This is a genomic window from Streptomyces noursei (assembly GCF_016917755.1).
Lineage (GTDB): Bacteria > Actinomycetota > Actinomycetes > Streptomycetales > Streptomycetaceae > Streptomyces > Streptomyces yunnanensis.
This window is the reverse complement of record NZ_CP070326.1, coordinates 4,811,044-4,831,008: the sequence shown is the minus strand read 5'-3', so window position 1 is coordinate 4,831,008 and position 19,965 is coordinate 4,811,044. Positions and strand designations below refer to the sequence as shown.

The following is a 19,965-nucleotide window of genomic DNA, read 5'->3' as shown; positions in this document are numbered from 1 at the left end:
TGGTGCTATCAGCCCCGCGAGCGCACAGAGTGTCAGGCGCGACGACGCTGGTGGGAGGAGTGGCCCTCGTCCTCGTCGTCTTCGCTGTTGTAGCGTTCTGCGTACTGCGCGTACGGGTCGTCGTCCTCGTCATCCTCGAACGGCTCTCGGTTCGGAGGCTGCTGGTTCGACTGCGATGCAAGCTCGTCGGCCAGTCGCGAGAGATCCGTCCCACCGCTGCTGTACTTCAGCTGGCGGGCGACCTTTGTCTGCTTGGCCTTGGCCCGGCCGCGCCCCATGGGTCGACCCCCTCAGTGACGGGGCTCGTCGGCCCCAGAGTCTTGACACGCGTTCATGATTCAGAGCGGGCTCTCAAAAGAGAGACCGGCCCTAGGGCTTTAACGGTACCTGCTTCCGCGGCCATACGGTACGTCGCCCGCATCACCCACCGCTCGGCACGACCGGCGCGGCGCCCCGTCCACGCTGGTCAACTGCGATTTTAACCTGTCCTGTACGGCGACCCGCCGACGGGTGGTGAGGGATGTCTCGCCAACCACCCGCCAGGGGCCGCACAAGGGTGTGTTTCCGGCCACGTGGACCGGGTTCGGTCAGGTGTGACGCGCCTCCGCCATCCGGGCCTCGGCGATCCGGTCGGCGGCGGCGGCCGGCGGAATGCCATCCGCCTTCGCACGAGCGAATATCGACAGCGTGGTGTCGAAGATCTTCGCGGCCTTGGCCTTGCACCGGTCGAAGTCGAAGCCGTGCAGTTCGTCGGCCACCTGGATCACGCCGCCCGCGTTCACGACGTAGTCCGGGGCGTAGAGGATGCCGCGGTCCGACAGGTCCTTCTCCACCCCCGGGTGCGCGAGCTGGTTGTTGGCCGCGCCGCACACCACCTTCGCGGTCAGCACCGGCAGCGAGGCGTCGTTCAGCGCGCCGCCCAGGGCGCACGGCGCGTAGACGTCCAGGCCCTCGGTGCGGATCAGGGCGTCGGTGTCGGCGACGGCGGTCACCCCGGGGTGCCGGGCGAGGATCCGCTCCACCGACTCGGCCCGGACGTCGGTGACCACGACCTCGGCGCCGTCCTTGAGGAGGTGCTCGACAAGGTGGTGGCCCACCTTGCCGACGCCCGCGATGCCGACCTTACGGCCGCGCAGCGTGGGGTCGCCCCACAGGTGCTGGGCCGAGGCCCGCATGCCCTGGAAGACGCCGTAGGCGGTCAGCACGGAGGAGTCGCCGGCGCCGCCGTTCTCCGGAGAGCGCCCGGTGGTCCACCTGTTCGTCCGGGCGATCACGTCCATGTCGGCGACGTAGGTGCCGACGTCGCACGCGGTGACGTAGCGGCCCCCGAGGGACGCCACGAACCGGCCGTAGGCGAGCAGGAGTTCCTCGGTCTTGATCAGCTCGGGATCGCCGATGATCACCGCTTTGCCGCCGCCGTGGTCCAACCCGGCCAGGGCGTTCTTGTACGACATGCCGCGCGAGAGGTTCAGGGCGTCCAACACGGCCTCGTCCTCGGAGGCGTAGGGATGGAAGCGCGTGCCGCCGAGGGCGGGGCCCAGGGCGGTGTTGTGGAGGGCGATCACGGCCTTGAGGCCGCTGGCCCGGTCCTGGCAGAGAACGACTTGCTCGTGGCCGCCCTGCTCCGTGCGGAACAGGGTCTGCAGCACGCCGCCGGCGGCATCTGCAGGGGCAGGACGTACGTCGGTCACGGTGGTGACTCCCATAGTCGCGAAGGACGCCCTCCTGAGGGTGGGGAGGGCCGGTTGGGACGAGCGTAGATCCTGGAGGCGGGTTGATCGGTCAGGTCGGGAGGATCACCCTCTCCCGGGGGACGGGCGTGGGACGATCTGCCGTATCCGGGCCGGGCGGGGGCAGGCAACTCCGCGCGGTGGACTTTCCCTTGGAGGGCGGGCGTGGCCTTGGCGTCGTCGGTACGGGTCCCGTATGTGGCGTATCTGCGGGTCTACGAGCCGCTGGCGGCGTTCTCCGAGCCGGAGCGTTCCTACTGGGCGCGCTACGCCCGGCGCGACGACACCCCCACCGCCGTCGAGGAGCAGCGCCGGGCGCTCGCCGACCTGCTGCCGACGCCGCCGGTGCCGGTGCCGGTCCACGAGAGCGGGGACGCCTTCGTCGCCGTCGTGGACGGCGTGACCTGCGTCTGCCCCTGGCGGACCCGGCTGCGCGGCTGGCAGGCGCTCCAGGGCCTGGAGGAGCTGCTGCCGGCCTCGGTGCTGGACGCCGCGCTGCCCCCGGTGGTGCGCCGGCAGGCGGCCACCGACTACGAGCGGTGGCGCGAGCGCAACCCGGACGCCCGGCCGTGGATCCGCGCCGCCACCTGGCACGTCCCGGTGCGCTGGTTCGTCCTCTTCGAGGATGCCGAGCGGGAGTATACGAAGGGTGGCCCCGCGGATCTGTTGCGTTACCGCACGCCGATGGCGCAGGCGCGTCGACGGGTCGCGCGCGGACTGCGTACGCTTCGGGATGCCCTGGAAGAGGGGCCGCTGATCGACGGCCTGGTAGATGTGGGGCGCTGGCTCGAAGAGTTCCATCCGCGTTCGCTCGTGGAGCTGGACTACGGAGGGCTGGTGCACGCGGTGTCCGAGGGGCAGCTCGCCGAGGACCGTTCCGTCGCGGAGGTGGCGGAGGGGTTGGCGGCGCTGCGCGAGGGGGACGGCGAGCGGGCCGACGCCGCGTACGAGAAGCTCGCGCAGCGGTGGCGCGTGATGCGCGAACGCCAGTTCTCCAGCTGAACGCCGGGGGTCCGGGACGGAGTTGCCGGCCGCGGAGATCCCGCAGGCCGGGCGTACGGGACGTAGGTCCCGATCCGGGCTATTCCCCCAAGCGTGACCTAAAGCACTGACTTCGGGTCTTGCTCCCAAGGTGCACCCTCGTGCCAAAATAGGACAAGGAGCCTGACTTGGGCTCCTTCCGTCCAACTAAGGGCGGATAGATCGGTATTGCGCTCCTTGAGGGGTCTCGTGGCGGCTGGTCACGTTGTGACTGATCGTCACGGTGGTGTGACTGTCCGCTATGGCACGGTCCATCGGCATCCGCCAAGGTTGAACACCTGAGAGGGCAATTCCATCGGTTTGGCCGACGTGGCTGGACAGATGGTGTAGTTGTAGTGCCGAGGACAAGCCGTTCGTCCTATAACCGACTCGGCCCGCGTCCGCCATTTCGGGCAACGTGGGTCAAGGTGCAGAATTTAGAGGAAAGAACCGTGATGGTTCGGTTCTCCCGAGGAGGCCGCTCATGACCGCTCGCACCCCTGACGCCGAGCCGCTGCTTACCCCCGCTGAGGTCGCCACGATGTTCCGCGTGGACCCGAAGACGGTGACCCGCTGGGCCAAGGCAGGCAAGCTCACGTCCATCCGCACGCTCGGAGGGCACCGGCGTTACCGCGAGGCTGAGGTCCGCGCACTGCTCGCGGGCATCCCGCAGCAGCGCAGCGAGTCCTGAATAACCGCATAACCAGGCTGTTTTCGGGCCCCCCAACCCGGAAACGCCCGTTTTTGCGCCACAGCTCCACCTGCTTCACCACGCTCCAACAGAGCTCATACGACGCGGTGCCTGCCCCAACAGGCCCCACACCCACTTCACACGGGTACGTCATCGATCGCGCTGGACTCCGCCGGGTCCGGCGCGATCTCTTTTTGTGTGCGGCCGCTCCCGGGCCGCTCGCGACGCTTGGGCCACCCTGGCGCCGACTGGCCCCGGTAGGGGCGTCAGAGCGCCCTCAGGGGCTTTGAGAGGGCCCGTCAGGCCGGACCTGGCGACCTTGTTTCGGAATGCCATGAGGGTGGTGCAATTGCACATATTAAATTGACGAGTGGAAGGGGGGCGGTGAGTTCCCCATCCCGCGAAACTTGTTCGGTGACTCCCGTCACATCGCGAGGTCCTTGAAGGGTGAATGGCGCTGGGGTATAGCGCCCTCCCGCCGCTCTTCCCTCAACAGCCTTCCACCCCGGGCCCGGTGGCGCAGGCGTCCTTGGTCACCCGCCGGCGGGACTTTCGTCCTCCGCCGGCGGCTCGCAGGCGGCCCGGGAGGGGGTCGGGGCTGCCGGGGGCGCTGCGGGCCCGGAGCGGGCGCCGTGCGGCTCCATGGCGAGCCGCAGCAGCTGATGGCAGACGGGGCAGTGGTGGGTCCGATGGCGGTAGCCGTAGCGCAGGGCCGCCGACAGATGGGCGCGTAGCAGCGCCCTGGTCTCGTGCCGTACCGCGGTCGTCATCGCACGCCACCTCCCGGCCCCACGCCTTCTGCTGAGTGAGTACCGGCGGCAGGTGCCGCCGTCAAGATGGCCGTCCGCCCCGGCCCGCACCTTCGGGCCACCCCGTACCGGGTCCGCCGGCGTAGGGCCCGTGCATCCGGATAACGCGACGGCCCGCACCGGAGAACGGTGCGGGCCGTGAAATGCGGTCCTGACGGGATTTGAACCCGCGGCCTCCACCTTGACAGGGTGGCGAGCACTCCAAACTGCTCCACAGGACCTTGCTTTGTGCCTCCCGCTTGCGGCGGGCTGCGAAGCAAGACTGTACAGCAGGTCAGGGGGTGCGGTCGAACTCGGTCCCGGCTGCCGCCCCGGTGACCGGGGCGGCGCTACGGCGCCGCGGCGTCCACCGCCTTCATGATCCGCTTGTCGGAGACCGGGTAGGCGGTCCCCAGGGCGTGCGCGAAGTAGCTCACCCGGAGTTCCTCGATCATCCAGCGGATCTCCCGGGCCGCGGCCGGCACCGGACGCCCCTGGGGGAACTGCTCCAGCAGCCAGGCGTATTCGTCCTGCATCTCCTTCACCTTCGCCATCCGGCTGCGGTCCCGTTCGGCGTTGGTGGGCAGCTGCGTCAGGCGGCGGTCGACGGCGACCAGGTAGCGCATCAGGTCCGGCAGCCGCTTGGCGCCGTGCGCGGTCACGAAGCCCGGCTTGATCAGCGCGGCGAGCTGCTCCTTGACGTCCGCCAGCGACGGCAGCAGCGAGGGGAAGGCGGTCGCCTTCAGCCGGCGCTCGCACGCCTGCCAGGCGGCCAGCACCTCCTGCACCTGCTGGATGGTCTTCAGCGTCGCCTCCACCAGATCGGCCCGCACCGCGTCGAACAGCTTGCGGAACGACTCCTCGTCCCACACCGGGCCGCCCCGGGCCGCGATCAGCCGGTCCGCGGCGGCGGTCACGCAGTCCTCGAAGAGCGCCGCGATGGAGCCGTGGGGGTTGCGGGAGAGCGCCAGCTTCTGTTGGTTGCTGAGCTTGTCCTGGGCGAACTTGGCGGGGTTGGTGGGGATGTTGAGCAGGATGAGGCGGCGGGTGCCGGCCCACATCGCCGACAGCTGCTCGGCCTCGGTGTCGAAGAGCCGCACCGCGACGCTGCTGCCCTCGTCGACCAGCGCCGGGTACGCCTTCACCGGCTGGCCGGCGCGGCGGGTCTCGAAGGTGCGCGGCAGCGTGCCGACCGTCCAGGACGTCAGGCCGGTGCGCTGCTCCGGACCGGCCAGCGGGGTCTCCCGCCGGCCGCCCCTGCGGTCCTTGCCGGGCCGCTCGGCGGCCTGCTCGAAGGCCCGGGAGATGGCGGCCTGGGTCTTCGGCTTCAGCTGGAGCCGCAGCGCCTCCAGGTCCTTGGCCTCGGCGAGCTTGCGGCGGCGTTCGTCGACCACCCGGAAGGTGATCTTCAGGTGGTCCGGGACCTTGCTGAGGTCGAAGTCCGCGGCCTCCACCGGTACCCCCACCATCCGCTGCAGGCCGGCGGCCAGCGACGTCGTCAGGGCGCCCTGGAGGGGGACGGTGGTGTCCAGGAAACGGGCGGCGAAGTTCGGCGCCGGGACGTAGTTGCGGCGGATCGGCTTGGGCAGTGAACGGATCAGCTCGGTCACCAACTGCTCGCGCAGGCCCGGGATCTGCCAGTCGAAGCCCTCGGAAGCGACCTGGTTGAGGACCTGGAGCGGGATGTGGACGGTCACGCCGTCCGCGTCCGCGCCCGGCTCGAACTGGTAGGTGACCTTGAACTTCAGCTTCCCCTGCCGCCAGGAGTCCGGGTAGTCGTCCTTGGTGACGGCCTCGGCGGACTCGTTGATGAGCATCGAGTGCTCGAAGTTCAGCAGGTCCGGGTCTTCCCGGTGCTGCCTCTTCCACCAGGAGTCGAAGTGCGCTCCGGAGACCACGTCCGCCGGGATCCGCTGGTCGTAGAAGTCGAAGAGCGTCTCGTCGTCGACGAGGATGTCGCGGCGCCGGGCGCGGTGCTCCAACTCCTCGACCTCGCCGAGGAGTTTGCGGTTGTCATGGAAGAACTGGTGGTGGGTGCGCCAGTCGCCCTCCACCAGGGCGTTCCGGATGAACAGGTCACGGGAGACCTCGGGGTCGATCCGCCCGTAGTTGACCTTGCGCTGGGCCACGATCGGGACGCCGTAGAGCGTCACCCGCTCGTACGCCATCACCGCGGCCATCTTCTGCTCCCAGTGCGGCTCGCTGTAGTTCCGCTTCACCAGATGCTGGGCCAGCGGCTCGATCCACTCCGGTTCGATCCGGGCGTTCACCCGCGCCCACAGCCGGGAGGTCTCGACCAGCTCCGCGGACATCACCCAGCGCGGCGGCTTCTTGAAGAGCGCGGAACCGGGGAACACCGCGAACTTCGCGCTGCGGGCGCCCAGGTACTCGTTCTTGGCGTCCGTGTCCTTCAGCCCGATGTGCGAAAGCAAACCGGAGAGCAATGACGTGTGGATGTGCTCCGGCGCCGCGTCCGTCTCGTTCAGGTGGACGCCCATGCCCTTGGCGACCGTCCGCAGCTGCGAATAGATGTCCTGCCATTCGCGTATCCGCAGGTAGTTCAGGAACTCCGATCGGCACATCCGGCGGAAGGCGGACGAGGACAGCGCCTTCTGCTGCTCGCGGACGTAGCCCCAGAGGTTGAGGAACGCCAGGAAGTCCGACGCCTCGTCCTTGAAGCGGGCGTGCTGCTGGTCGGCCTGCTGCTGCTTGTCCGACGGCCGCTCCCGCGGGTCCTGGATGGACAGCGCCGCCGCGATCACCATGACCTCGCGGACGCAGCCGTTGCGCTCCGCCTCCAGCACCATCCGGGCCAGTCGCGGGTCCACCGGCAGCTGGGAGAGCTTGCGGCCCAGCGGGGTCAGCCGCTTGCGGGTGTCCTGCTGCGCGGTGTCCAGCGCGCCCAGCTCGCGCAGCAGATCGACGCCGTCCTTGATGTTGCGGCGGTCCGGCGCGTCGATGAACGGGAACTTCTCGATGTCGCCGAGGCCGGCCGCGGTCATCTGGAGGATGACGGAGGCGAGGTTGGTCCGGAGGATCTCCGCGTCGGTGAACTCCGGGCGGGTCAGGAAGTCGTCCTCCGAGTACAGCCGGATGCAGATGCCGTCGCTGGTCCGGCCGCAACGGCCCTTGCGCTGGTTGGCGCTGGCCTGCGACACCGGCTCGATGGGCAGCCGCTGCACCTTGGTGCGGAAGCTGTACCGGGAGATCCGGGCCATGCCCGGGTCGATCACGTACTTGATGCCGGGGACGGTCAGCGAGGTTTCGGCCACGTTCGTGGCCAGCACGATCCGCCGGCCCGTATGGCGCTGGAAGACCCGGTGCTGCTCGGCGTGCGACAGCCGCGCGTACAGCGGCAGCACCTCCGTGGCGGGGAGGTTCTTCTTGTTCAGTGCGTCCGCGGTGTCGCGGATCTCCCGTTCACCGGAGAGGAAGACCAGGACGTCGCCGGGGCCCTCGGCCTGGAGCTCGTCCACCGCGTCGCAGATCGCGGTGATCTGGTCGCGATCGGGGTCCTGACCGCCCTCCTCCAGCAGCGGCCGGTAGCGCACCTCGACCGGGTACGTCCGCCCGGAGACCTCGACGATCGGCGCGTCCCCGAAGTGCCGGGAGAACCGCTCGGGGTCGATCGTCGCGGAGGTGATGACGACCTTCAGATCCGGGCGCCTGGGCAGCAGCTGCGCCAGGTAGCCCAGGATGAAGTCGATGTTGAGGCTGCGCTCGTGCGCCTCGTCGATGATGATCGTGTCGTACTGGCGCAGCTCCCGGTCCGTCTGGATCTCGGCGAGCAGGATGCCGTCCGTCATCAGCTTGACGAGGGTGTCGTCGCCGACCTGGTCGGTGAAGCGGACCTTCCAGCCGACCGCCTCGCCCAGCGGCGTCTTCAGCTCCTCGGCCACCCGCTCGGCGACCGTACGGGCCGCGATCCGACGCGGCTGGGTGTGCCCGATCAGCCCCTGGACGCCGCGCCCCAGCTCCAGACAGATCTTGGGGATCTGGGTGGTCTTGCCGGAGCCGGTCTCGCCCGCGACGATCACCACCTGGTGGTCGCGGATGGCCGCCAGGATCTCGTCCTTCTTCTGGCTGACCGGGAGTTCCTGCGGATAGCTCACCGCCGGCGCAGCGGCGCGCCGCTGCGCCACGCGCAGCTCCGCCTCGTCGAGGCCGGCGGCGATCTCGGCGAGCACCGCCGCCCGGGCTTCGGGCTTGCGGATCCGGCGCGCGCCGTCGATCCGGCGCCCCAGCCGCTGCTGGTCGCGCAGCATCAGCTCGGGAAGTCGCTTCAGCAGGGAGGGCAGCGTGGGGGCGGCACCGTCGGACAGGGCGGAGGCAGGCTGACTGGACATACGTCCCCCAGGATCTCACCTCGCGGAAAAGACTGGCGAACCATTTCACGGCGGCGGCCGGACGGTGCTCCCCACCTGGGCGGATCCCCGCCGGCCGGGTCGGCGGCGGCCCGGGCCGCCGCAGTCCGGGCCCGCCGGGGGCTCGGACCGGTCGGGAGGGCCCCGCCGGCCGGGAGGCGAGACCTGGGGCGGTATGTCCGACATCGGTTGCTTAGCGGGTTTCCCATGCGTGATCACGAAGGTGACACCGCCCCGCACGGCGCGCACGCCGCCGGAGCCTGAGACGACCGGTCCCGCCCCGCACGCCGACGGGAGGGCTTCCCGAAGAGACCTCGAAGAGACCCCCAAAGAGACCCCGAAGAGACCCCGAAGAGACTCCTGAAGAGAAAAAACCGCGCGGAGATTTTCGCCGGGAGATTCCCGGGTGGCGGGAGGCGAAGACGGGAAATGAAGACGGGAAATGAAGAAGGTCCCGGTTCGTAGACGAACCGGGACCTTCTCCCAATGGGTGTGGCTGGGGCCGGGGTCGAACCGGCGACCTTCCGCTTTTCAGGCGGACGCTCGTACCAACTGAGCTACCCAGCCGCAGCGGTCCTGACGGGATTTGAACCCGCGGCCTCCACCTTGACAGGGTGGCGAGCACTCCAAACTGCTCCACAGGACCTTGCATTGTGCGAGTGGCGTGAACCAGTCTCGCACACGGTGGTGCGTGCCCCCAACGGGATTCGAACCCGTGCTACCGCCTTGAAAGGGCGGCGTCCTGGGCCACTAGACGATGAGGGCTGATGGCCCGCCTTGGTGCCGTTGCCGGCCCCGTCGGGGACGTGAGAAGCATATGGGATGGGAGGACCGTTCGCCAAAACGGTTTACCCGGGCCGGTCGGAGGGCGCCGCCGACGGGCTCGGGGCCGGGGTGCCGCCCGGTGCCCCGGGCTGGTTCTCGCGGGGCAGGTGTCGGCTGACCTCGGCGCGCGTCAGCCCCAGCCCGCCCAGCGTGATCTCGTCCCACGCCTGGAGCCGTCGGGTGGTGCGGTCCAGGTAGAGCACCGATGCCTGGACGGGCGCGGGCTGCTTGTCCTGGACGGCGCGCAGCCCGCCGCCGCCCGTGGAACCCTCGACCATCAGCCGGGTGCCCTGGGGGAGCGTGCTGATCACGCGCTGGTGGAGGTGGCCCGCCAGGGCCAGCGGGACCAGGCCGTCCGCCTCCGCCGCCGCGGCCGGGTTGTGGGCCAGCGCGATGTCGACCGGGGTGCCGGCCAGCCGCTGGGTGCGCAGCGCGTCGGCGAGCCGGCCGCCGGCGGTGCGCTCGGCCGCGTCGCCGGCCGCGACCACCGAGCGGTCCGGGGTGAACTGCGGGTCGCCGACGCCCGCGATGCGCACCCCGGCCACCTGGGTGACCCGGCCGTCGTCGAGGACGGTGACGTGCCGGCGGCCGGTCAGGTAGCGCTGGGTGGTGCGCGAGTCGTGGTTGCCGCGGACCCACACGTACGGGGCGCCGAGGGTGGCGACCGGGTCCAGGAAGTGGTTCTCGGCGGCCGAACCGTGGTCCATGGTGTCGCCGGTGTCGATGATCACGTCGATCCGGTACTGCTTCACCAGGGAGGCGATGATGTGCCAGCTGGCCGGGTTCAGGTGGATGTCGGAGACGTGCAGGACGCGGAGGGTGGTCGGGTCCGGCCGGTAGGCGGGCAGCGTCGAGGCGGCGTCGTAGAGCTTGCTGACGTTGGTGACCAGGCGCGCCAACTCCTTTTGGTAGACGTCGAATTCGCTGACGATGCTGCGCGCCGTGCCGACCACGGACGGGGCCGAGGAGAGCAGTCCGGAGAACCGCGGCTCCAGCACGGACTTGGGGTTCCAGGTGGCGTACGCGGCGGCCCCGGAGGCGGTGAGCAGGGCCAGCGCGAGGCCGCCGGCGGCCAGGGCGCGCCGCGGGCGGCGGTAGACGACCAGGCCCAGCGCGGTGGCGCCGCCGGCGACCGCGGCGCAGGAGGTCACCACCAGGCCGGCGGCGCCGCGCAGCACGTCGCGGGTGACCTGCTGCTGGAGTCCGGCGAAGCGCTCCGGGTGGTCCACCAGCGCGGCGGAGCGGACCGGGTCCAGCCGGTCGACGGCGACGTCGAGGCGGACGGGGGCGCGGTGGCTGTCCAGTTCGAGGTCGCCCAGGGGCGGGACGGTGATCCGGGTGCCGCCGGTCAGTGCGGGGCGCAGCGCCATGGTGGTGTCCATCGGGCCGACCGGCGCCCGGACGCCGCCGAGGAGCAACAGCCCCAGCCAGGCGCCGAGCAGGCTGACGGCCAGCAGGCCGAGGGCCCGGGTGTACGGGCGTGCGGGCGGCGCGAGCGTGCTGTCCGGGGCCGGACGGCGGGCGCGACGACGGAGGGCGGTGGGCGGCCGTCCTGCGGCGCCGGACCGGTCGCGTACGGCGGGGCGGCGGCGGGGGCCGGGCAGACGGAGGCGGGGGCGGCCTGGCGGGTCGGGGGGTGATGTCCGGGAGCGCGCGGCGCGGGCCATTGGTCCCCTATGCCCGCTGTGCCGTCCGTTATGCGGGAGGGGGCGGCTCCGCTCGCGCGCCCGGCGGCGGGGAGCGGTGGCGGACAATGGTGGCGTGCTGGAAATGACGCGCGAGGAGTTCGAGGAACTGGTCGCCGAGGCGCTGGACCGGATCCCGCCGGAGCTGACCCGGCTCATGGACAACGTGGCGGTCTTCGTCGAGGACGAGCCCCCGGCCGACGACCCCGACCTGCTCGGGCTCTACGAGGGGACCCCGCTCACCGACCGCGGCGAGTGGTACGCGGGTGTCCTGCCGGACCGGATCACCGTCTACCGGGGGCCGACGCTGCGGATCTGCGACACCAAGGAAGACGTGGTCGCGGAGACGGAGGTGACGGTCGTTCACGAGATCGCCCATCACTTCGGCATCGACGACGCGCGGCTGCACGCGCTCGGATACGGCTGAGGGACGCCGGGGCCGGCCCGGGCGCACCACGGGGGCCGGCGGGCGGTCGGGGCGGGTGTGTCCGCCGCCGCGTGTCCTCAAGCGGGGGGCGGGAGTTGGGCAGGGCGTCCGACGCCGTCCCTGCGCTCCGGATCCGGAGGTCCCGCCCGTGCGCCCGATGCCCCCTCGTCCGTCGTCCGCCGCCGAACCGATCACCGCCAGGGCGCCCGCGCCCCCGCCGCCCGTGCGCGCGAGGGCGCGGTTCGCGGTCGCGGCGGTGACCGTCTCCGCGCTGGCCGCCTCGCTGGCCGGCTGCATGAGTGTCAGCGACCCCGGGCACCCCGCGCCGTCGGGCAGTGTCGCCCGCCCCGGCGACGGGAAGGGGAAGGCCGCCCGCCCCGGTGGGTCGACCGCCGACGGGAGGGGCAACGGCTCGCGGCGGACCGGCCACGGCGGGCCGGCGAGGCCGGCGGGCGGGGACGCCGGGACGGGGCGCGAGGGCGATGCCGGGGCGTCGCCGAGCGCGGTGCCGTCCGCGTCGGCCCCGGCGTCGAAGACGCCCCCACCGGCCCGGCCGTCCGGCCCGCAGCCGGGGCCGGCCCATGGCGGGACCCCCGGCACGGACGGCCCGTCGGGGCCCGCGCAGCCCTCGCCGTCCCGGCCCGGCCGCCCGTCGTCCCCGCCCAGCGCGCCGGGCTCCGGCTCGCCGAGCGCGCCGCCGAGCGGGCCGTCCGGCGGTTCCGCGACGCCGGGCGGCGGTGTCCACGCGTCCGGCCCGTCGCCGCTGGTGCCGCAGGCCCCGCCGAAGTTCTCCCAGAAGTCGTCGGACGCCGCGCACGCGTCCGAGTCGGGGGCCGGGGTCTCCTCGCTGTCCTCACCGGTGTCGCCGCAGGTGGAGTGGGACGCCTGAGGGGCGGGCGGGCCGGGCGGGGAGGGGGCGGTCGAGGGAGCATTTGCTTTGTGGGGGGTGGGGTGCGTATGGTGGTAGATCGTTTGATCCCATTTGCCCGGCGCCCTGACCACAGCGCGCCGCGTGGCGCGTTCTCTCCCTTGCCGTGGCTGACCGCATTGAGGCGGTCTTTGTGAAATCACACGGAGTTGTGGGCGCGTGCCGAGACTCCGGAAGGTTTCGCATTTCGCATGTCCGTTTCCCCTGATCAGTCCGTCCTGCCCGCACACGACGAGCAGCCCGCGCAGCCGGTTTCCGAGGTCGTCGAGACCGTCGAGACCGTCGAGGCGACCGCTGCGGCGGACGTCGTCGCCGAGGCCGACGTCGACACCGACACCGACACCGACCGCGCCGAGGACGCCGACGCCGACACCGTGACCTTCGCGGACCTCGGGCTGCCCGAGGGCGTCGTCCGCAAGCTCGCCCAGAACGGCGTCACCACCCCGTTCCCGATCCAGGCCGCGACCATCCCGGACGCGCTGGCCGGCAAGGACATCCTGGGCCGCGGCCGCACCGGCTCCGGCAAGACCCTCTCCTTCGGTCTGCCGACCCTGGCCCGCCTGGCCGACGGCCGCACCGAGAAGAAGAAGCCGCGCGCGGTCATCCTCACCCCGACCCGCGAGCTCGCGATGCAGGTCGCGGACGCCCTCCAGCCCTACGGCGACGTGCTCGGCCTGAAGATGAAGGTCGTCTGCGGCGGTACGTCCATGGGCAACCAGATCTACGCCCTGGAGCGCGGTGTCGACATCCTCGTCGCCACCCCGGGCCGGCTGCGCGACATCATCAACCGTGGCGCCTGCTCCCTGGAGGACGTCCAGGTCGCCGTCCTCGACGAGGCCGACCAGATGTCCGACCTGGGCTTCCTGCCCGAGGTCACCGAGCTGCTGGACCAGGTGCCCGACGGCGGCCAGCGGATGCTGTTCTCGGCCACGATGGAGAACGAGATCTCCACGCTGGTCAAGCGCTACCTGACCAACCCGGTCAGCCACGAGGTCGACAGCGCCCAGGGCAACGTCACGACCATGACCCACCACGTCCTCGTCGTGAAGCCGAAGGACAAGGCGCCGGTCACCGCGGCGATCGCCGCCCGCAAGGGCCGCACCATCATCTTCGTCCGCACCCAGCTGGGCGCGGAGCGGGTCGCCGAGCAGCTGATCGAGGCCGGTGTCACGGCCGACGCGCTGCACGGCGGCATGACGCAGGGCGCCCGCACCCGGGTCCTCGCGGACTTCAAGGACGGCTACCTCAACGCGCTGGTCGCCACCGACGTCGCCGCCCGCGGCATCCACGTCGACGGCATCGACCTCGTCCTGAACGTCGACCCGGCCGGTGACCACAAGGACTACCTGCACCGCTCGGGCCGTACCGCGCGTGCCGGCCAGTCCGGCACCGTCGTCTCGCTGTCGCTGCCGCACCAGCGCCGGCAGATCTTCCGCCTGATGGAGGACGCGGGCGTGGACGCCTCGCGCCACATCGTCGGCGGCGCCGGTGCCTTCGACGAGGAGCTGGCCCGGATCACCGGTGCGCGTTCGCTCACCGAGGTCCAGGCCGATTCGGCGAACAACACCGCCAAGCAGGCCGAGCGCGAGGTCGGCGTCCTGGCCAAGGAGCTGGAGCGGCTCCAGCGCCGCGCCACCGAGCTGCGCGAGGAGGCCGACCGGCTGACCGCCCGGGCCGCCCGCGAGCGCGGCGAGGACCCGGCGGAGGCGCTGGCGGTGACCGCCCAGGCGGCCGCCGAGGCAGTGGCCGAGGCGGCGGCGGAGGCCACGGTGCCGGCGCAGGCCGGTTCGGGCGACCGCCGGCCGTACGAGCGCCGGGACGACCGTCGTGACGAGCGGCGCGGCGAGCGCCGGGACGAGCGCGGGAACTTCGAGCGCCGGGACCGTCGTGATGACCGCGGTGGTCGTTCCTTCGAGCGTCGTGACGAGCGCGGTGGCGACCGTGGCGGGTTCGGTCGGGACCGTGACCGGGACCGTCGTGACGACCGTGGCGGTCGTTCCTTCGAGCGTCGTGACGAGCGCGGTGGCGACCGCGGTGGGTTCGGTCGGGACCGTGACCGGGACCGTCGTGACGACCGTGGCGGTCGTTCCTTCGAGCGTCGTGACGAGCGCGGTGGCGACCGCGGTGGGTTCGGTCGGGACCGTCGTGACGACCGTGGTGGTCGCTCCTTCGAGCGCCGCGACGACCGTCGTGACGACCGTGGCGGCGAGCGCGGTGGCGAGCGCGGCGGCTTCCACCGGGACCGCGGTGACCGTCCGAGCCGTCCGTTCGGCCGTGACGACCGCGGCGGGCGCCCCACCGGCGGCTACCGTTCCGGCGGCGGCGACCGTCCGTTCAACCGCGACGACCGCACCGGCGGCCGGCCGGTCTCCAGCTACCGTTCCGGCGGCGACCGCCCGTACGGCCGGCGGGACGACCACCGCGGCTCCGGCAGCGCGTCCGGCTTCGGCCGCCGCGAGGACAAGCCGCGCTGGAAGCGCAACAGCTGATCCGGCGGTGGCCGGTCTCCTGACGGAGCGCCGCCCCTAGCCTGATGGCCTTCTCAGGGCCCGTACCGCACGGAAGTGCCGTACGGGCCCTGTGCGTTGGGGCGCCGGATACGGGGGCAGTCGGCGCGCGTGTTGGCGCGTTGCGGGGCGCGTGCCGTACCGGGTGCGCGGTGCTCGCGGGCGCCTCGTAGGGCCGCGGGGCACGGCCGTAGCTGCGGAATCGGGGCCGGCGGGGGACGGCCACGGCACGCCGCGGATCGGCCGAATCCCCCATGCCTTCGGGCTGCGGCGCGTCCTCGGGCTATGCTGCTCGGTGCGGGCCATTAGCTCAATTGGCAGAGCAGTGGACTTTTAATCCATTGGTTCAGGGTTCGAGCCCCTGATGGCCCACCGTCAGCAGTGCCAGCGGTTCCCCCGCTGACCTGCAACTTAGCGTCCCGTCCGGGCTTTACTGGGCGGGGCGCGCTGTCGTTCCCGCCCTTCCTTCCGCCCTCATGTGAGCCCGAGGTGAGCCCGGCGGTGCGGCTGGTGGTGCGGTCGGCCTGCCGCGGGACGAGCCGCGCCGCCGCTTCGGCGACCTCCATGTCGACCTCGGGAAGCAGGCTGGTGTACGTGTCCGAGGTCAGCGTGATCGTGGAGTGCCGCAACGTCTCCTTGATGGTGTGGAGATCACCGCCGCCGGCGTGCGTGAGCGTCGCGGCGACGTGCCGCAGGTCTCTCAGATTGATCGGGGGAAGCCCGGCCGCCTTGTGGATGCGCCGGAAGGCCGCTGACATGGTCTCAGGGTGCAGCCAGGTGCCGTCCTCCTGCGTGAAGACCTTGCCCGTGTCCGTCCACGCCTCGCCCCACTTGAGCCGCTCCTTGTGCTGTCGCGCTCGGTGCGCCCGCAGAACGGCCACAGTGCCGCTGTCGAGGCCGATCTCGTCGCGGCGGCCCGCCCCGAGGTCGAGGCGGTCGCCCAGGAAATCCGCATCACGCAAGCGGTGATGGCCAAGGCCGAGCAGAAGGCCGCGACCGACAAGCCTGGGGACGCCCGCGCCGATGCCGAGGCGGCCCGCGCCAAGCTGTTGGAGTTGGGCGAGGTGCCCGAGCTGCCGCGCATGCTGATGCGCGACGTCACCCTCGAGGCGCTGGCCAAGCGCATGGCCGAACAGAGCGGCCGGATCGGCTCGCTGGCTTCCGAGGGTGGACTGTTCAAGGTCGCGGCCGGTCTCTACGGCGCAGGTGGCAAGGCCAATACGGATCTGCTGTTCGAGGCGTACACCGGCAGCCCGTACACCATCGACCGCGCCGGCCGCCCGGCGCTCCACATGCCGCACACCTTCCTCGCCCTGGGCCTGATCGTGCAGCCGGGCGTGGTGGCCGGCCTCGAGCGCGCCAATCCGGAGTTCCGCGACTCCGGTCTACTGGGCCGCTTCCTGTACGCCCGCCCGGCCCCCGGTGGCGCGGACACCTTCGACTCCCCGCCCGTGCCCGAGCCGGTCGCCGACGCCTACGCCGCCCGCATCGGCGCCCTGGTGGAGCAGGTGTGGCGCAGCGAGACCGTGCAGGATCTCGAACTGTCCGCAGATGCCCGCGCGTTGTTCGCCGAGTTCTACAACGCGTTCGGCGCGCGCCGGAAGCCCGGTGGGGACCTGCACGAGATCGCCGACTGGGCAGGCAAACTGCGCGGACAGCTCATCCGCGTTGCTGCCTGCCTGACCTTGTACGAGGACCCGACCGCCCGAACCATCAGCGGGCCGGGGATGGCCAACGCGCTCGGCCTGGCCCCGTACTTCATCGCTCACGCCAAAGCTACGTTCGACCTCATGAGCCGCGACAGCGAGGGCACCCTGCGACCGCTGCGCGACCTGCTCGCGTGGCTGCGCACTCGCCCCGACCCGGCCGCGGTGTTCACCGCCCGGGAGGCGTGGCAGGCGCTCAAGGGCCGTTCCTGGGCACAGGACATGGACGCCATGGCCGACACGTTGACCGCCCTTGAAGACTACGGGTGGATAGCCCTCGTGCCGCTGGTCGAGGTTCCGGGCAAGCGTGGGCGCAAACCCTCCCCCCGCTACGAACCGCACCCCTGGATCGCCGTCCCGCCGCAATCCTCGACGGCTGCGCGCCCATTGCGCGCAGCCTGACCCGAACGCCCAGCGCGCCCACCCTCCGGACCACTCCGGAAGGTGGGCGCCTTCATTCCGCAAAGCACCTACCTCGAAGTGTCGCGCTGCGACCGGTCGCGTGTTGCGCGCGCGGGCACGCGCGAGTACCACGCGCCACCGACAGTGGCGCATAGGCTGATCGGCTCGACGCATCGAGCGGTCGATGTCCCTCCCGCGCGCGGCAACACATCATCCGCACCCTGTCGCTTTGCACTTTGACGACGCCGTGCAAACGCCCCAGCGCTCGACACCTTCTTGCCAACGCTGGCAAAAACGCTGTCACGACGCGAGCCTCGAACTTTCGTAACGGTCTGTCGACTTATCCGCCGCGCTGTCCCGGCTCTGCAGGCGGCCATACCCGCGCTCCTCCGGCGGCTGACGGCGGACACGGTGCGTAATCACCCCCCCCGGGGGGGCCCTGGGCCCCAGTCTGAGGGACCGCCGGGGAGGGCGCGCGCCAGACCGTCAGGTTCAAAACATTCCGTCATCACTGAGGGGATCGGAGAGACACTGCACTAGACCGCGATGGGCTCCGGCTTGGTCTCCTCGACGCTCGCCTGCGGTACGTCCGGACGCGCCGTGGGAAAGCCGTACGCACGCGCCATGACGACCACGAGCATGGCAGCCGCGGCCAGCACAGCGGCGATGGCCGGCAGAGAGCCCACACCCAGGCGGGCGAGGAACTGACCGCCGGCGCCGGATCCGGCGAAGATGCCGAGGTTGAAGGCGAGGATGAACAGCGCGGACGCGGCGGTCTGAGCTGCGGGCGCTGCCTTGAGCGCAGCGGACTGGAGCAGCGTCGGCAGGGCCGCATAGGCCAACCCCAGAATGATCGTTAGGCCCACTGTCACCGCCGGAGCTCCGTTGATCACGCCCAGCCCGACCAGCGAGAGGGTGACCAGGCCGACCGCCCACAGCAGTGCCCCGCGCGGTCGCTTGTCGACCAGAACTCCGGCTGCCCAGACGCCCACGATGCCCGCGACGCCGAAGGCGAACAGCGCTCCGCTGACCCCGCCCTCGGTGATGCCCCGGTCCTCAAGGTAGGGAGCGATGTAGGTGTAGAAGGTGAAGTGGGCCAGCATGATCAGGGTTGTGGCGAGCACGATCGCCTTGATGCCCGGGGTCCGGAACGCCTGCCCGATCCCGACCTTGCCCGACTTGGCACCCTCGACCTGTGGTAGCAGCACCGATCCTGCCAGGACGACGAGGACAGCGATGACACCCATGGCCACGAAGGAGGTCCGCCAGCCGAGCGCGGTGCCAACCGCGGTGCCCAGCGGCACGCCGAGGGTCAGGGCGGCGGAGTTGCCCGCGAAGACGGTGGCGACCGCTCGGCCCGCCTTCTTCGGCGGGACCAGGCGGGTGGCGTAGGTGGCCATCATCGACCACAGCACGCCGTGCACGGCTGCGGCTATCAAACGGGCCACGACCGCCACCGCGTAGTTCGGCGACGCAGCGAGCAGCAGGTTGCTCACCGCGAACACCACCATGATCGTGACGAACAGCCGACGGCGTGGCCAGTGCGAGGTCCAGGCGGTGAGCGGCAGCGTCACGAACAGGGTGACGAGTGCGTAGAACGAGACGAGTTGACCGATCATCGATTGAGAGACCCCGATGCTCTCGCTCATCTGCGGCAACAGACCCATCGGGAGCGTCTCCGTGGTGATGGTGAGAAACGCTCCGACAAACAAAGTGATCAAGCTGGCCACAGCCGCCTTACCGGAGGGCGGTGCGCCGTTGGCCGTGTCATTCATGATCAGGACGCTAAACTTTCTCATCCATGTGAAGGTCAAGTCGCGGGACGGGAGGTGGGTCACGTGAGGATCGGAGAGCTTTCCCGGCGCACGGGCGTCAGCACCCGGCTGCTGCGCTACTACGAGGAGCAGGGCCTACTCCACCCAGACCGGAAATCCAACGGCTACCGCACCTACGCCGAAGGCTCGGTCGAACGGGTCGAGCAGATCCGCGACCTGCTCCAGGCGGGCCTGAGCACGCAGACCATCCGCGAAATCGTGCCCTGCTTCATTGGCACCGGCGCCCAGATGCGTCCGATGGTCCACCCGGTGCTGGCCGCCAACCTCGCCCACGAACTCGCCGAGATCCAGCGCCGGATCGACGTGCTGGTGCGCAACCGCGACGCCATCCGTGCCTACGTCGAGGCCGCCGGAAGGCCCGACTCGACGCAGGTGACCGGCCCCGGCCGTATGCCGTGCGAACTGCCCACTAATGCCGAGGACCACACAGGGACCTGGGCCCACTGACTTCGGCCCCCCGCCCGGCTGCCCCATCCCAATCCCCGCTGGCTGCTGCCCGTCCTGTCACCGAGCGTCAGAATCACCGGGAGGCGGCATGGTAAGCGGAGGAACGTGCCTAGGCGATCGCGCGCCGCCCCGGTCACATGGCTTCTGCACAACGCAAACCGGGGCACCGCCCATCATGTGGTTCCGAGACCCGCAACTCATCGGCAAGACGTTCCGGCCCGATGGTCGCGAGCGCCCACAAAGCACTGACCTCGCGTGCGGACCCCCAGATGCCGGACATGGAAGCGTCGGGGAGCAGGAAGGGGACGATGGCGGTGCCCAGCACGGCGAACGGCTCAACGTCGAGGTAGCGCATTCCGCCGGTTCCACACAGATAAGCGTTGCTGCCCACCGCCGCGGCGAGGTCGGCGAGACGTTGCGACCGGCCTGCGCGGGCGGGAAGATCGCTACTGCGCACCACCTCGCCGTGCCAGCCCACCGATGTGAGCAGGGCATGGGCCGACGACTCGGCGATATCGGCCGTGCGATCGGTTGTTCCGAAGCGGTCGAGAACGGGCTCGAGGGCAGCCTGCATGGCCCTCCAGTGGGTGCTGTGGCCCGTAGTGCTGCC

14 protein-coding genes, 5 tRNA genes and 1 pseudogene are annotated in these 19,965 nt (G+C 71.1%); 8 read left to right on the top strand and 12 right to left on the bottom strand.

Annotated elements, in window-relative coordinates; genetic code table 11:
• Positions 1 to 32: 32 nt before the first annotated feature.
• Positions 33 to 278 carry a DUF3073 domain-containing protein gene (locus JNO44_RS21275; protein WP_039635030.1) on the bottom strand — a complete coding sequence of 82 codons (246 nt, stop codon included), beginning with the start codon at positions 276 to 278 and terminating at the stop codon, positions 33 to 35.
• A gap of 309 nt (positions 279 to 587) precedes the next feature.
• Positions 588 to 1,691 carry a Leu/Phe/Val dehydrogenase gene (locus JNO44_RS21270; RefSeq protein ID WP_420882666.1) on the bottom strand — a complete coding sequence of 368 codons (1,104 nt, stop codon included), beginning with the start codon at positions 1,689 to 1,691 and terminating at the stop codon, positions 588 to 590.
• Between the two features lie 204 nt (positions 1,692 to 1,895).
• Between JNO44_RS21270 and JNO44_RS21265 the strand changes: the two genes are divergently transcribed.
• Both JNO44_RS21265 and bldC read left to right on the top strand, forming a co-directional pair.
• A complete protein-coding gene (locus tag JNO44_RS21265; protein WP_205365681.1) occupies positions 1,896 to 2,732 on the top strand; it encodes a DUF8083 family protein in 837 nt (278 codons plus the stop codon).
• A gap of 502 nt (positions 2,733 to 3,234) precedes the next feature.
• Positions 3,235 to 3,441 carry a developmental transcriptional regulator BldC gene (gene bldC, locus JNO44_RS21260; protein ID WP_003980577.1) on the top strand — a complete coding sequence of 69 codons (207 nt, stop codon included), beginning with the start codon at positions 3,235 to 3,237 and terminating at the stop codon, positions 3,439 to 3,441.
• 533 nt (positions 3,442 to 3,974) lie between these two features.
• Here the strand turns inward: bldC and JNO44_RS21255 are convergent.
• From JNO44_RS21255 to JNO44_RS21225, 7 genes are all read right to left on the bottom strand, one after another.
• On the bottom strand, positions 3,975 to 4,211 hold the full coding sequence (locus tag JNO44_RS21255; RefSeq protein WP_039635037.1) for a DUF6274 family protein: 237 nt from the start codon (positions 4,209 to 4,211) through the stop codon (positions 3,975 to 3,977).
• A gap of 185 nt (positions 4,212 to 4,396) precedes the next feature.
• Positions 4,397 to 4,471 (bottom strand) — tRNA-Asp (locus JNO44_RS21250).
• A 108-nt stretch (positions 4,472 to 4,579) separates the two neighbouring features.
• A complete protein-coding gene (hrpA, locus tag JNO44_RS21245) occupies positions 4,580 to 8,575 on the bottom strand; it encodes an ATP-dependent RNA helicase HrpA (RefSeq protein ID WP_205365680.1) in 3,996 nt (1,331 codons plus the stop codon).
• Positions 8,576 to 9,086: 511 nt separating this feature from the next.
• Positions 9,087 to 9,160, bottom strand: a tRNA-Phe gene (locus JNO44_RS21240).
• A gap of 4 nt (positions 9,161 to 9,164) precedes the next feature.
• Positions 9,165 to 9,239: transfer RNA gene (locus JNO44_RS21235), tRNA-Asp, on the bottom strand.
• Positions 9,240 to 9,285: 46 nt separating this feature from the next.
• A tRNA-Glu gene (locus tag JNO44_RS21230) sits at positions 9,286 to 9,358 on the bottom strand.
• Between the two features lie 83 nt (positions 9,359 to 9,441).
• Complete coding sequence (locus tag JNO44_RS21225) at positions 9,442 to 11,085, bottom strand: metallophosphoesterase family protein (protein WP_205365679.1); 1,644 nt, start codon at positions 11,083 to 11,085, stop codon at positions 9,442 to 9,444.
• Positions 11,086 to 11,179: 94 nt separating this feature from the next.
• Here JNO44_RS21225 and JNO44_RS21220 point away from each other — a divergent pair, with 94 nt between their 5' ends.
• From JNO44_RS21220 to JNO44_RS21205, 4 genes are all read left to right on the top strand, one after another.
• Entirely contained in the window at positions 11,180 to 11,530 is a 351-nt protein-coding gene (locus tag JNO44_RS21220; RefSeq protein WP_039635044.1) for a metallopeptidase family protein, read from the top strand.
• 157 nt (positions 11,531 to 11,687) lie between these two features.
• The gene (locus JNO44_RS21215; protein WP_205365678.1) at positions 11,688 to 12,419 is read left to right on the top strand and encodes a hypothetical protein; all 732 of its coding nucleotides are present in this window, start codon (positions 11,688 to 11,690) and stop codon (positions 12,417 to 12,419) included.
• Between the two features lie 230 nt (positions 12,420 to 12,649).
• A complete protein-coding gene (locus JNO44_RS21210; RefSeq protein ID WP_205365677.1) occupies positions 12,650 to 14,947 on the top strand; it encodes a DEAD/DEAH box helicase in 2,298 nt (765 codons plus the stop codon).
• A 317-nt stretch (positions 14,948 to 15,264) separates the two neighbouring features.
• A tRNA-Lys gene (locus tag JNO44_RS21205) sits at positions 15,265 to 15,337 on the top strand.
• A 137-nt stretch (positions 15,338 to 15,474) separates the two neighbouring features.
• Here the strand turns inward: JNO44_RS21205 and JNO44_RS43545 are convergent.
• Positions 15,475 to 15,867 (bottom strand): annotated as a pseudogene (locus tag JNO44_RS43545) (tyrosine-type recombinase/integrase); the annotation flags it as partial.
• Between JNO44_RS43545 and JNO44_RS43540 the strand changes: the two are divergent.
• Positions 15,811 to 17,073, top strand: a complete 1,263-nt coding sequence (locus JNO44_RS43540; RefSeq protein ID WP_338058573.1) for a DUF3987 domain-containing protein — start codon at positions 15,811 to 15,813, stop codon at positions 17,071 to 17,073. The pseudogene JNO44_RS43545 and the gene JNO44_RS43540 overlap by 57 nt on opposite strands.
• 536 nt (positions 17,074 to 17,609) lie before the next feature.
• Here JNO44_RS43540 and JNO44_RS21195 read toward each other — a convergent pair.
• Entirely contained in the window at positions 17,610 to 18,848 is a 1,239-nt protein-coding gene (locus JNO44_RS21195) for an MFS transporter (RefSeq protein WP_205365676.1), read from the bottom strand.
• Between the two features lie 63 nt (positions 18,849 to 18,911).
• Here JNO44_RS21195 and JNO44_RS21190 point away from each other — a divergent pair, with 63 nt between their 5' ends.
• Positions 18,912 to 19,355 carry a MerR family transcriptional regulator gene (locus JNO44_RS21190; RefSeq protein WP_205365675.1) on the top strand — a complete coding sequence of 148 codons (444 nt, stop codon included), beginning with the start codon at positions 18,912 to 18,914 and terminating at the stop codon, positions 19,353 to 19,355.
• Between the two features lie 133 nt (positions 19,356 to 19,488).
• Here the strand turns inward: JNO44_RS21190 and JNO44_RS44825 are convergent, their stop codons facing one another.
• The gene (locus JNO44_RS44825; RefSeq protein ID WP_338058572.1) at positions 19,489 to 19,929 is read right to left on the bottom strand and encodes a WbqC family protein; all 441 of its coding nucleotides are present in this window, start codon (positions 19,927 to 19,929) and stop codon (positions 19,489 to 19,491) included.
• Between the last annotated feature and the right edge of the window lie 36 nt (positions 19,930 to 19,965).